Consider the following 12,576-nt stretch of genomic DNA (forward strand, 5'->3'; position numbering starts at 1 on the left):
AAAACACATGTCTACCAATGCAGTCGTCGAACTCCTGGCCAAGGAGCTCAACCATCAGGGCGGCGTGTTCTGCCCCAGCCCCAAGGCCGACATGAAGCTCTGGAACAGCCATCCCAAGGTCTACCTGGACGTGGCGCGCACCGGCGAAGCCAAGTGCCCATACTGCGGCACGGTGTATCGGCTGAAGGCCGGTGAAGCCGTGTCGGCGCGCCACTGAGTTGGCCTGACCTGAGGTGACGCTTCGCGGCCTGCTGTGGCGCTTTGCCGCAGCCTACGTGGTGCTGCTGATCGTCGTCGGCGTCGCGCTGAACCTGGCGGGCGCCAGCTCCAGCACGGGCGGCAACATGGCCGCCTTGCTCGGCACCGTGGCGTGGGTGTGCATGGACTTCGCCAAGAAGAACGGCCGCTACTTCACCCCCGAGGAAAAGAAGCGCGCCGTCCTGGGCATGCTCGTCATCGACATGGCGATCCAGGCCGCGGTGACGGTGGCGGTCGCGGTGTTCGCCGGTGTGACAGGCCTGTCGCTGGGGCCGGCCTTGCTGGTGCTGCTTTTCGTCGGCGTGCTGCACGCGCTGGTGATCTGGTTCTTCGTCGGCTTTGCCGGCAAGCAGCACGCGGCGGTCGAGGCCCGGCGCAACAAGATCGGTTGAATCAGGGCGCGAGGACCATCGGCAACGTCTTCTGGCCGCTGATCCATTCGCCGCGCAGGCCGGCGCCATCGGGCTTGAGGCGCAGGCGCGTGTCGCTGGACTCCTCGAGCAGCAGCACGCCGTTCTGGTATTTGCCGAACACCGAGATCGCTTTGCGATAGCGGTCGTAGAAATACGTGGCGGCGACAGAGCCGTCGCTGCGCAGCGCCTCCAGCCGCAGGGTCACCGGCAGGCGCGCATCGATGGTGCCGTGCAACACCTGGTCGAACGGCGATGCTGGTGCAGGCGCCGCGCCTTCGCCCAGCAGCAGCGCGCGGCCATACGCCGTGAGCCACGGCCCGAGCTGGGCGGGCGTGAAGCGGGTGCTGAAGTCATCGAGGTCGTCCAGCGCGCGCATCGCGTGGTTGCTGCAGCGGCCCTGCGTGAACAGCACGCCCGTCGCATCGATCTCCATGCCGCGCATGCCCTCGATCTTCTGGTAGACCGGGTCCTGGCGCGACGTCAGGCACTCGGTGTAGAGCGCGATCTTGTCTTCGCGCGCTTCCTCCTTGCTGCGCGCCTTGCTCCCCAGCGCGGCAATCTCCTTGCGCAGCCTGGCGGCGTTGTTCGCCTGGATCTTGCGCGCCATGTCGGCAAGGCCCTCGGCGGTGAACAGGTCGCCCGGCGAGAGATGACGCCCGGTCGTCGCATCGAACGCGTGCCCGACGGAGAAGCTTTCGCAATACGCGCCGCAGCCTTCCCCTTCGACGCGCAGCGACAGCACGCGGCCGTCGTTGCGCAGCACCGCGTAGCCGAGGTTCGGCAACCGCTCCCAGTTTTTCGCATCGACGCCGCGCAGGCCCTCCGCGGCGCGTGCCGGCGCCATGGCCTCGAAGGTGTCGATGAAAAGAAACTGGTTGATGCGATCGGCGACCTTGGCGTCGTCGGTGCGCACCCAGGGAAAGCGTTGCGCCTCGGGGCCTGAGCCATGGACGAGGCCCTGCACGACGGCGGGGGCCGCGTGCGCACCGAAGGTGCAGGCCAGAAGCAGGGTGGCGAGGATGCGTCGCATGGTCTTTATGCCGTCAGGTTTGTGTTCAGGTCCGGCCGACGCCACGGCCACAGGTCGCGCCACGGCGCGGGATCGTTCTTTTCCTGCGCGAGCCGCAGATACACCATCGCGATCCAGAGCAGCGCGAGGCCGATCTGCGCATCGCGCATGGCCGAGTTCACGCTCGATGCGATCAGCGCGATCAGCGTTGCGGCCAATGCGAAGCGGCCGGCGATGTCGGGACGCCGCCACGCCTGCCATACCGCCGCCACCATGATGACCAGCAGGCTCAGCAGCGCGGGCAATCCGCCCTGCGCGCCCACCCAGAGAAAGTCGTTGTGCGGCATGTTCGAGTCCGCGAACAAGGCCGGGCCGCGCTTGTGCCACTGGCTGGTCCAGCCGCCGATGCCCCAGCCGGTGAGCGGCCGGTCGGCGATCATGAGGCCGGTGTCGCGGTACATGTAGTACCGGATGACCCAGCTTCCGTGGAAGACCGCGCCGGTTTGCGCCTCCTCGATTTCCTGCACGCCGGTCTCGACCTTGTGCTGCAGCTGCGGCAACTGATAGAGCGCGGCCCCGATCACGACCGCTCCCAGCACCAGCGCGCTCACCAGCATCTTCAGATGGTTGCGCCACTGGTGGATGCACACCACCGGAACCACCAGCAGCAGCGCGAGCACCGAGGTGCGCGATGTCAGCGGCAGCGCGACCACGAAGCCCAGCCCCAGCATCAGCAAGAAGGCCGGAATGGCGCGCAGCGGCTTGTGACCAGCGATCTGCGCAATGCCCCACACGGCAGCCGTGGCGGCCACCACGCTGAACAGCAGCGCGTTGCTGATCGACTTGTTGCCCACCTCCATGACCACCCCCCGCAGCGGCGACCAGACCGGAAAGCCGATGGCGTAGTGCAGAACGATCAGCAGGATGTTCAGTGCCGCGATCAGCAGGAAGCCGCGCAACGCCCAGATCGCTTCTTCGCGCGTGAGCGCCATCGCCATCAGGATCGTGAGGCCGATGCGCACGCCGTGAAAGAGGTTGGAGCCGGTCTCCGGGTAGTGCGGACCGAAGGCGAGCACCAAAAGGGTCCAGGCCAGGTAGGCCACCACCGGCCACCACAGCGGATTGGCGCGCAGGCGCGCGAAGCGTTCGGCGTATCCGCCGGCAACCAGCATCGCGAGCAGCAACAGGATGGCCGACAGGTAGGTGACGCCGACCGGCATGAACACCACCAGCCCCCAGAACATGGCCGCGGGCCGAACGATGTGCGATCTCTGCATAGGGGCGGGATTTTAGGGTGCAGGCTTGGTACTCCCCCAGGCTTCGCGCACTTCGTGTCGCTTCTCCTTCCCCCTCGCCGGGGGCGACGCCTGCGGCCCGGCGAAGCCGGTTCCGCGGCGTCCCGCGAAAGGGATTCGGGTGTGTCAGTGCGCGGTCGCAGCCACCGGCAGCCGGATCACGAAGCTCGCCCCGCCTTCCGGCGCGTCTTCGCAGCGCACGGTGCCGCCGTGCCGCTCGGCAATCGACTTCACCAGTGCCAGCCCCAGGCCCACGCCGCCATTGCGCTCGCTGGCGCCGGGCAGGCGGTAGAAGGGCTCGAAGATGCGTTCGCGCAGGGCCGGCGGCACGCCGGGGCCGCGGTCGTTCACGCGCACGGTGGCAAAGCCGTTGGCGCTGCCCAGTTCCACGCTGATGCTGCCGGCGCCGTAGCGGCGGGCGTTTTCCAGCAGGTTGCGGATCGCGCGGCGCAAAAGGCGGGAGACGCCCGGCACCGTGAGCGCCGCGTTGTCGGTGCCCTCGGCCAGGTCGAGCTCGGCATTCACCTGCGAGCATTCCTCGGCGGCGAGACCCGTGAGGTCGACCGCCTCGATGGTGCCCATGTCGGCCTCGCTCGCATCCAGGCGGCTGGCGAGCAGGATCTCGTCGATGAGCTGGTCGAGTTCGCCGATGTTGCGCGAGATTTCCTCGCGCGCCTTGGGGCTTGGGTGCTCGCCCATCAGCTCCAGCCCCATGCGGATGCGGGTGAGCGGCGAGCGCAGCTCGTGCGACGCGTTGGCCAGCAGCGACTTGTGCGAGCGCACCAGCTGCTCGATGCGTTCGGCCGACGCGTTGAATCGTTTGGAAAGATCAGCCACTTCGTCCTGCCCTTCTTCGGTCACGCGCACCGAGAGATCGCCATCGCCCCAGCGCTGCACGCCGCGCTGCAGCGTTTCCAGCCGCTGCGTGATGCGCCGCACGATGGGGTAGACGCCCAATGCCACTGCCACGCCCACCAGCGCGATCATCCAGCCGAGGCCGAAGGGCGTGCGCCACGGCGCGAAGCCGCCGGTGCCGGTGGCCCGCTCGCGGGGCGCCACGCGCAGCGTGATGGCCTTGCCGTCGCTCAGCGTCACGTCGAATTCCAGTCCCTGGCCCGGCACGCGCAATGCGGTGCCCGAACCGATCGTCCGGTCCTGCGCATCGAGCACGACCACGTTGCGCGGCACCGGCGCCAGCCGCTCGCGCTCGGCCTCGGCGGCCTCGCGCACGATCCAGTTGGCCATCAGCGTGAGGATGACCACGCCGCCCACCACCGCGAGCCAGATGCGGACGTAGAGGTGGCCGGAGTAGAGCTTGCGCAGCATCAAGCCTCAGTCTTGTTGCTTGGCGAACACGTAGCCGACGCCGCGCACGGTGAGGATGCGCTTCGGGTTCTTCGCATCGACTTCTATCGCGGCGCGGATGCGGCCCATGTGCACGTCGATCGAGCGGTCGAAGGCCTCGAGCTCGCGGCCGCGCACCGCTTCCATGATCTGGTCGCGCGTGAGCACGCGGCCCGCGCGCTCGGCCATCGCGACCAACAGGTCGAACTGGTAGGAGGTGAGGTCGGCCAGCGCGCCAGCCACCGACACGGTGCGCGCATTGCGGTCGATCTCCAGCGTGCCGAAGCGCATCACGGTGGAGGCTTCGCTCTCGGTGGCGTTCTCGCTGCGGCGGCGCAGCACGGCGCGGATGCGCGCCAGCAGCTCGCGTGGCTCGAATGGCTTGGGCAGGTAGTCGTCGGCGCCGATTTCCAGGCCGATGATGCGGTCCATCGGGTCGCCCTTGGCGGTGAGCATCAGCACCGAGACCTTGGAGATCGGGCCGGGCAGCGCGCGGATGCGGCGGCAGACTTCGAGCCCGTCGGTGTCGGGCAGCATCAGGTCGAGGATCACGAGGTCGGGGGCGTGCTGCTGCAATTGCTCCAGGCCGCTCGCGCCGTCACCGGCGTGGTTGAAGGCGAAGCCCGACTGCGTCAGGTACTCGCCCACCATCTGCGCCAGGCGGGCGTCGTCTTCGATCATCAGGAGTTGGGGGGTGCTCATGCGCTTCATGGTCGTCCACAGGGAGCAAGCGGGCTTGAACGCTCCGTAAAGTTGGGTAAACCTCAGGCGTGGGTGTCAACCGGAGGTGCTGCGAAAAGCATAGCGTCGCGGGCCGCCGCCGCGGGTGGTTTCCCGCGGTTTTCTTCGAGAAGCGCCAACAGGGCGCCGGCCTCCACGTCCGGATCGGCGGTGCGCGCCCGCCCGAGGATTTCGCCGGCCAGTTGCCGCAGCATGACCGTCGAAGCCCGGATGCGGTCCTTGAAGCCGGCGTCGTCGAGCGTGTCCTTCAGGCTGCGGTTGAGCTCGGCGAACCACGGCATCGCGGCCTGGTCGAGCATCACGGCCGGGTTGCTCTTGTTGCTCGAGGCCGACCAGTCGCGCATCAGCCGCTGCACCGCGACATTCAGGCGCTGGCAGTGCTGCAGTTCGTCCTTCAGGCTTCCGAGCGCCGGCAGGTCGGTCAGGCGCCGCTGGAAGAAGATCTGCGCGAGCACGCCCCAGTAGTACGCGTAGTCCCAGATCACCTTCACCGGCAGCACCTCCGGGTCGCCGAAGAGCGGGTACTGGTCCTGGTAGAGCGCCAGCGTGCTCTCGTAGAACGAGTGGTAGATCTGGTCGTAGAGCTGGGCCCGGGCTTCCAGCGGCCGGCCGGCGCGGTCCTGCGCGACGAGGTCGGTGATGTAGGTGTTGGCGATCGCGATGAAGTCGCTGCCGGGCGAATAGAACGGGTCGAGAAAGAGCCCCGCCTCGCCCGTCATCGCCCAGCGCTCGCCCGAGAACACCTGCTTGCAGCCGTGCGAGAAGTGCTTGAGGAACGCGAAGTCCTGCAGCAGGTGGCGCTTGCCGTCCAGCGCCTCGTACAGGCGCGGCTGGTAGGTGGCGAACCAGGCCATCGCCTTCTCGAAGGTGTCGATGGTGTCCAGCGGATGCAGCGCCGGGTCGGCCACGATGCCCACCGAGTGCGAGCCGGAGGCCAGCGGAATCAGCCAGGCCCAGTAGCCGGCGCCCACGAAGTGGTTGGTCGAGAGCCAGCGCGCCTGCGGATTGCAGCGTTCGCGCCATTCGGCGTTGTCGCTCCAGTCGTCGACCGCGATGCGCTCGCCGATGCGGAACCACACCGCGTTGACGTCGTGCGCGTTGGGCTCGGCAAGGCCGAGCTTGCGCTTGAGCATGCCGGCGCGGCCGCAGGCGTCGATGAGCCAGCGCGCCTCCGTGGCGTGGGTTTCGTCGCCGCGCGTCCATTCGATGCGATGGGGCGCCGCGGGGTTTTCGGCCAGCTCGATGCGCCGCACCAGCGCGCTGTCGACGAAGCGCACGCCGTGCCGCACGGCTTCCTCGGCCAGGAAGTTCTCGAAGATGCCGCGGTCGATCTGGTAGCTGGGCACCGCCAGGTAGCGGCTCGCGCCGATCTCGGTGACGTTGTCGATGTCGCTGCGGCCTTCGCTGAAGAAGAAGCGAAAGCCGAACTTGCGCAGCTGCGCTTCGTCCATGTGCGCCTTGAGCCCGAGCACCGTGTCGAAGTAGTGCGCCCCGATCTCGACCGACGATTCGCCCACCTTGTGGGCCGCGTGCGGCACCGGGTGCGTGCGGCGCTCCAGCACCAGCACCTTCAGGTCGCCGAAGCGCTGCTTCAGCTGGATCGCCAGCGTGAGGCCGGCGAGACCGCCTCCCATGATCACTGCGTCAAACGAATCCAGCGCAGTGTCGGTCATGGTGTCAGTCCTTCGGAGGAGGCCGCAGCTGCAGCCTGAGTGACAGGGTGGGCGAGAGCTGCAGGCCGAACGCCGGTTCGTCCCCGCCTTCGACGTGCGCCAGCGATTCGAACAGGCCGAGCGCCTGCGCCATCGGGTTGATGGCCACCAGCGACTTTGCGGCTTCCGATCGCAGCGGCGTGTAGGTGGCCGCCGCGTCGTCGCCCGCCGCACCGTGGGGGGCCAGCGACCACTGCAGCGCGGCCACGCTGCGCTCGGTGCGCACGGGCGCGATCACCATCGCCACCGCGAGCATGCCGCGGCTGTCGGTCACCGATGTCAGGGCGCCGACGGTGGGCGTGTCGTAGCCCACCAGCAGCACCGGCTCCTGGTCGGCCGCGCATTGCACGGCCGCTTCGAGCAGGCCGGAGGCGAAGCTGTTTTCATAGGCCGACACGGCATTGCTCGCCGCCATGCAGCCCGTGCCGATGGTCCAGTACCCCACGGCCGCGTTGTGCACGGAGTTGTGGAACTTGGTGGGCGAGAGCATCTTCGGATCGCTCGCGAGCGTGCCGCACATGTAGTCGTTGATCGACAGGTCGCCGTGCGCCGAGGCGAACACACAGGGCACGTCGGCCGCGTTGCGGCCCGAGGCGGCCATGGAGGCGGCGGCCACTTCGAGCGCCAGCGCCACGGTGTCGGGCGCACGGCGGCGCTCGGCCGGGGCCAGCACCTGCGGCGACGGGCGCTTGGCCGGCGGATCGGTCAGCGTGCCTTCGCCGCGGAAGGCCGCGCGCGCGGCGTCCCAGCCGGGGAGGGTGGGCGTCCAGAAGGCCGGGCCTTCGATGTAGAGGGTGGGGGGCGTCGCGGTCGTCGTGCTCATGCGGCCGCCTTGCCGAACACCAGCGAGCAGTTGTTGCCGCCGAAACCGAAGGAGTTGGAGAGCGCGTAGCGCACCTCGCCGTGTTCGGGTGCGAGCCGGATCTGCGGTCCGAAGCCTTCGTCGATCGTGCGGGTGCCCACCGTGCCCGGCTTCAGGCCGCGTTCGATGGCCAGCAGGCTGATCACCGCCTCGACGATGCCCGCCGCGCCCAGCGTGTGGCCCATGAAGCCCTTGGTCGAACTCGCGTGCGTGGAGGCCGGGAAGCGGCGCGCCACCAGGGCGCCTTCGACCTCGTCGTTCTTCTGGCTCGCGGTGCCGTGCATGTTGATGTAGTCGATCGCCTCGGGCGGAAGTCCCGCGCGCAACAGGGCCTCGTCGAGCGCGCGCTCGGCGCCCAGGCCCTCGGGATGCGGCGTCGACATGTGGTGCGCGTCGCTCGCCTCGCCGTAGCCCAGGAGGCGCAGCGGTGCCGCATCGGCCCCGCCCTGCACGCGTTCGACCAACGCGAAGCCCGCCGCTTCGCCCAGACTGATGCCGTTGCGTCCGGCATCGAACGGACGGCAGGGCTCCGTCGACACCAGCTCCAGCGAATTGAAGCCGAACAGCACGCTGCCGCAAAGCGTGTCCACGCCGCCGACCACCGCCGCATCGGCCAGGCCCAGGCGGATCAACCGCTCGGCCGAGGCGAACACCTTGGCGCTGGACGAACAGGCGGTCGAGATCGTCTCGCTGGGGCCTTCGAGCCCGAGCACCTGCTGCACGAACATGGCGAGCGAATGGGGCGTATGCACCGCGGCGCGGCGCTGGTCGGGCGGGAACATGCCGTTCCCATCGAGCTGTGTGTAGGCCAGCTCGGTCTCGCCGATGCTCGAGGTCGAGGTGCCCAGGATCAGCGCGACGCGCGAGGCGCCGTACTTCTTGCGCGCGGCGGCCACCGCTTCGAGAAAACCATCGGCCTGCAGGCCCAGCCAGGCGAGCCGGTTGTTGCGGCAGTCCCACGAGGCCAGCGGCTCCGGCAGGCGGACTTCTTCGAGCCCGTCGACGCGGCCGATCCATGTGGGCAGGGGCGCATCGCCGAAGTCGTTGGCACGCAGGCCGCTGCGCGAGTTTTCGAGCGCTTCGGCCAGCGGCGCCTTGCCGACGCCGACGGCCGAGGTGGCCGTGTAGGCGCTGATCTGTAGAGGGGAAATACGGGAGAGCACGATGATTCTTGGAGCTGCGACAAGCGAAAGAACGTCGGTGTGACGACAGGCGTAATTTTCAGGCAATGAATGTCACGCAGCCTACCAGCAGAGCGCCCGGGCCCGCGTCGGCTGTTTCCCATAAGTGCAGCCTAGGGCCACGGCCCTATTGACGGTCGGCGGCGCTTGTGGTCGTCGTGAGGCGCGAGGCCAGCGCCACCAGGAGCAGCACCGGCACGCCCAGCAGCGCGGTGGCGGTGAAGAACTGGCTGTAGCCGTAGGCATCGACGAAGGCGCCCGAATAGCCCGCAATGAACTTGGGCAGCAGCAGCATCAGCGAGCTGAACAGAGCGTACTGCGTGGCCGAGTAGCTGATGTTGGTCAGGCTCGACAGGTAGGCGATGAAGGCCGCCGAGGCGATGCCGCCGGCCAGGTTGTCGGCCGAGACCACCGCGATGAGCGCCGTGAGGTCGTGCCCGCGCGAGGCCAGCCAGGCGAACAGCAGGTTGCTCGCGGCACTGAGCACCGCTCCCAGCATCAGCACGCGCATCACGCCCAGGCGCATCGAGAGCACGCCGCCCACGAAGGCGCCCACCAGCGTCATGACCACGCCGTAGATCTTGCTGACCGTGGCCACCTCGTCCTTGGTGAAGCCCATGTCCACGTAGAACGGGTTGGCCATGATGCCCATCACCACGTCGCTGATGCGGTAGATGGCGATCAGCGCGAGGATCAGCGCGGCCTGCCACTTGTAGCGGCGGATGAAATCGGCAAAGGGATCGATCAGCACGTTCTGCAGCCACTCGGCCGCGTTCTTCGCCTTGGGCAGCACGAGCCGCACCGGCTCGGGCGACAGCAGCACCGTGAGCACGCCTACGCCCATCGAGGCGGCCATCACGAGGTAGGCGGTTTTCCAGGCGCCGTTCTGGTAGGCCGCCGCGCCGGTCGCGGCGACGGCGGGCGCCACCTCGGCCCAGGCCGCGACCCACAGCACGCCGGCGCCGGCCCAGATCATCGCGAGCCGGTAGCCCGTTTGATACGCGGCGGCGAGCGCGGCCTGCTTGCGCGTCTCGGCCGATTCGATGCGAAAGGCGTCCAGCGCGATGTCCTGCGTGGCCGAGCCGAAGGCCACCAGCAGCGCGCACCAGACCAGCGGCGCGAGCCCGTTGCGCGGATCGTTCATCGCCATGCCGACCAGCCCGACGATCACCAGCGCCTGCGCCAGCAGCAGCCAGCCGCGGCGCCGCCCGAGCAGCGTGGTCAGCGGCGGCAGCGGCATCCGGTCGACCAGCGGCGCCCAGACCCATTTGAAGCCGTAGGCCAGGCCCACCCAGCTCAGGTAGCCGATGGTGGTGCGGTCGATGCCCGCTTCGCGCAGGCGAAAGCTCAGCGTGCCCAGCACCAGCAACAGCGGCAGCCCGGCCGAGAAGCCCAGCGCCAGCATGCGCAGCGTGGCCGGCTCGAGGTAGACCTTCAGCGTGTCGCGCCAGGACGGTGAGGGGGTGGTGGGGGTTTCGAGCGGCGGAGCGGACATGAGCCCCGGATTGTCCATGAGCCGCCGCGGGAATCGGCCGGCCCGTTTGTCTTCATTTGTTCCTATGATCCGCCCCCTATGTGCACACGATGCGAACGCCCCATTTCCGCCGCCTCGGCCGCTTCCCCGGCCTCGCCCTGGCAGCCGCGAAGAGCCTTCCTGCTGGCCGCGGCCGGTGCGGCCACCACGGCGCTCGGCGGTCCGGCCTTCGCGCAGGTCAACGTCGGCAATGCGTCGGTGGCACGCAACCTCGTGCCGGCGGACAAGATCGAGGCGGCCGGCGTCCAGCAGTACGGCCAGTTGCTCGCGCAGGCTCGCGCCAAGAACGCGCTCGCCGGCGACAACAATGCGCAACTGCAGCGGCTGCGTGCCATCGCGCAGCGGCTCATTCCCTTCGCCACGCCCTGGAACACACGGGCGCGCGAATGGAAGTGGGAGGTCAACCTGATCGGCAGCAAGCAGATCAACGCCTTCTGCATGCCCGGCGGCAAGATCGCCTTCTTCACCGGCATCCTCGAGCAACTCAAGCTGAGCGACGACGAGGTCGCGATGGTGATGGGCCACGAGATGGCCCACGCGCTGCGCGAACACGCCCGCGCCCGCATGGCCAAGAGCGCCGGCACCGGTGCGGCGCTGTCGATCGGCGCGCAGCTGCTGGGCCTCGGGCAGGTGGGCGACATCGCGGCGCGCGCCGGCACGCAGCTCATCACGCTCAAGTTCAGCCGCAGCGACGAGACCGAAGCCGACCTCGTGGGGCTCGAACTCGCGGCACGCGCGGGCTACGACCCGAAGGCCTCGGTGTCGCTGTGGAACAAGATGGCGACCGCCTCGAAGAACCAGGGCGGCTTGAGCTTTCTCTCGACGCACCCGAGCGGGACCGACCGGATCGCGAAGCTCGAGGCGAACATCCCGAAGGTGGAGAGCCTTTACCGGAACGCCAAGCGGAGCTGAGGCCGGCCTCCCTGCATGACTCCCTCTTCCGCTGGGAGAGGGCGGGGGTGAGGGCAGCGGCCTTCATATAAGAGTTGCGCCTCATCGGCGGCACCTCACCCTCACCCCAACCCTTGTATGTAGCAAAGTAGCGCTTGGCCGGCACAGGCCGATCGACCCAGGGTAGGCCTTCATGGTCATACCGAGGGGGAGCGAGGGTCGTGCCGGCCGACCTCGGTTCGTAGTGAACAGACAGCCCGAACGGTTGTGAGGTCTGAGAGACCGCATCGAACACAAGGAAGGGCGCTGTGTCATGAACGACGAAATCTTTATCGGTATCGACGTATGCAAGGCCTGGCTGGACGTGGCACAAGTGCCCGCCTTGGCTGCAGGTGAAGCCAGTGCATTTGCTTTGCGCGTGGACAACGAGGATGGTGCCCGTGCCGTTCTCGTGGAGCAACTCAAACGGCTGCGACCCACGCTGGTGGTGCTGGAAGCCACGGGTGGCTTTGAAACTGCGCTGGCAAGCCAGTTGTGCCTGGCCGGCGTTCCCGTGGCGGTGGTCAATCCGAAGCGGGTGCGCGACTTTGCCCGCGCCGCGGGCATCCTGGCCAAGACCGACAAGCTGGACGCGCAGGTGCTCGCGGTATTTGCCCAACGCATGCGCCCGCAGGTGCATGCACTGCCTGACGAGGCGCAGCAGGAACTTACCGAGCTGGTGGACCGGCGCGCGCAACTGGTGGCGATGCGAGCGCAGGAGAAGGCGCGCCTGACCACGGTCAAGCCGGTTGCGCGCAAGAGCGTGCGCGAGCACATCGCGTGGCTCGATGCACGCATCAGGCAGATCGAGCGTGACCTGGACGGGCGCTTGAAGGACTCGCCTCTGTATCGGCCCAAATACGACCTTCTGGACAGCGTGCCGGGCGTGGGACGGGTGACGATCACCACCTTGCTCAGCCGCATGCCCGAGCTGGGCACGCTGGAGAGAAAGCGCATCGCTGCGCTGGCGGGCGTCGCCCCGTTTGCCGACGACAGCGGCAAGCGCCGTGGCCAGAGGTACATCCAGGGCGGGCGCGCAGACGTGCGCTGCGTGCTGTACATGGCCGCGCTCAGCGCAGCGCGATGCAACCCCGTGATCAAGGCGATGTACGAGCGCCTGCGCGCTGCCGGCAAGCCCTTCAAGGTTGCCATCACCGCCTGCATGCGCAAGCTGCTCGTCATTCTCAACGCCATGCTCAAGTCCGAGCAGCCCTGGCGCACTGACCCGATTGCTCGGTAGGTATTGACACGGTTGCTCTCCCCGAGGGGAGAGGGAGCAAATCTCCCCAACCCGGTC

General features: G+C 68.3%; 12 protein-coding genes. 4 read left to right on the forward strand and 8 right to left on the reverse strand.

The window, feature by feature from the left end; all coding sequences use genetic code 11:
- Positions 1-7: 7 nt before the first annotated feature.
- Both QFZ83_RS30020 and QFZ83_RS30025 read left to right on the forward strand, forming a co-directional pair.
- Positions 8-217 carry a zinc-finger domain-containing protein gene (locus QFZ83_RS30020; protein WP_013538728.1) on the forward strand — a complete coding sequence of 70 codons (210 nt, stop codon included), beginning with the start codon at positions 8-10 and terminating at the stop codon, positions 215-217.
- Between the two features lie 16 nt (positions 218-233).
- Positions 234-650, forward strand: a complete 417-nt coding sequence (locus QFZ83_RS30025; RefSeq protein WP_306880975.1) for an ABZJ_00895 family protein — start codon at positions 234-236, stop codon at positions 648-650.
- A 1-nt stretch (position 651) separates the two neighbouring features.
- Here QFZ83_RS30025 and QFZ83_RS30030 read toward each other — a convergent pair whose 3' ends face one another.
- The 8 genes from QFZ83_RS30030 to QFZ83_RS30065 form a co-directional block, all read right to left on the reverse strand.
- Positions 652-1,701 carry a hypothetical protein gene (locus QFZ83_RS30030; protein WP_307512018.1) on the reverse strand — a complete coding sequence of 350 codons (1,050 nt, stop codon included), beginning with the start codon at positions 1,699-1,701 and terminating at the stop codon, positions 652-654.
- 5 nt (positions 1,702-1,706) lie between these two features.
- Positions 1,707-2,957, reverse strand: coding sequence for an O-antigen ligase (locus QFZ83_RS30035; RefSeq protein ID WP_307512020.1), 1,251 nt, complete (start codon positions 2,955-2,957; stop codon positions 1,707-1,709).
- 144 nt (positions 2,958-3,101) lie between these two features.
- The gene (locus tag QFZ83_RS30040; RefSeq protein WP_307512021.1) at positions 3,102-4,301 is read right to left on the reverse strand and encodes an ATP-binding protein; all 1,200 of its coding nucleotides are present in this window, start codon (positions 4,299-4,301) and stop codon (positions 3,102-3,104) included.
- 6 nt (positions 4,302-4,307) lie between these two features.
- Positions 4,308-5,030: a response regulator transcription factor gene (locus QFZ83_RS30045; RefSeq protein WP_013538733.1), complete on the reverse strand. Its 723-nt coding sequence runs from the start codon at positions 5,028-5,030 to the stop codon at positions 4,308-4,310.
- A 53-nt stretch (positions 5,031-5,083) separates the two neighbouring features.
- Positions 5,084-6,733 (reverse strand): NAD(P)/FAD-dependent oxidoreductase, encoded by a 1,650-nt coding sequence (locus QFZ83_RS30050; RefSeq protein WP_307512022.1) that lies wholly within the window; start codon positions 6,731-6,733, stop codon positions 5,084-5,086.
- A gap of 4 nt (positions 6,734-6,737) precedes the next feature.
- A complete protein-coding gene (locus QFZ83_RS30055; RefSeq protein ID WP_307512024.1) occupies positions 6,738-7,595 on the reverse strand; it encodes a beta-ketoacyl synthase chain length factor in 858 nt (285 codons plus the stop codon).
- Positions 7,592-8,797: a beta-ketoacyl-[acyl-carrier-protein] synthase family protein gene (locus QFZ83_RS30060; protein WP_307512026.1), complete on the reverse strand. Its 1,206-nt coding sequence runs from the start codon at positions 8,795-8,797 to the stop codon at positions 7,592-7,594. Before QFZ83_RS30060 ends, QFZ83_RS30055 begins: the two co-directional genes overlap by 4 nt.
- 145 nt (positions 8,798-8,942) lie before the next feature.
- Positions 8,943-10,328 (reverse strand): MFS transporter, encoded by a 1,386-nt coding sequence (locus QFZ83_RS30065; protein ID WP_013538737.1) that lies wholly within the window; start codon positions 10,326-10,328, stop codon positions 8,943-8,945.
- Between the two features lie 60 nt (positions 10,329-10,388).
- Here QFZ83_RS30065 and QFZ83_RS30070 point away from each other — a divergent pair, with 60 nt between their 5' ends.
- Together QFZ83_RS30070 and QFZ83_RS30075 are read left to right on the forward strand one after the other, a co-directional pair.
- Positions 10,389-11,261, forward strand: a complete 873-nt coding sequence (locus QFZ83_RS30070) for a M48 family metallopeptidase (protein ID WP_013538738.1) — start codon at positions 10,389-10,391, stop codon at positions 11,259-11,261.
- Between the two features lie 292 nt (positions 11,262-11,553).
- On the forward strand, positions 11,554-12,519 hold the full coding sequence (locus tag QFZ83_RS30075) for an IS110 family transposase (RefSeq protein WP_013541048.1): 966 nt from the start codon (positions 11,554-11,556) through the stop codon (positions 12,517-12,519).
- Positions 12,520-12,576 lie beyond the last annotated feature (57 nt).

The sequence above is a fragment of the Variovorax sp. W1I1 genome (assembly GCF_030815625.1).
Classification (GTDB): Bacteria; Pseudomonadota; Gammaproteobacteria; order Burkholderiales; family Burkholderiaceae_C; genus Variovorax; species Variovorax paradoxus_C.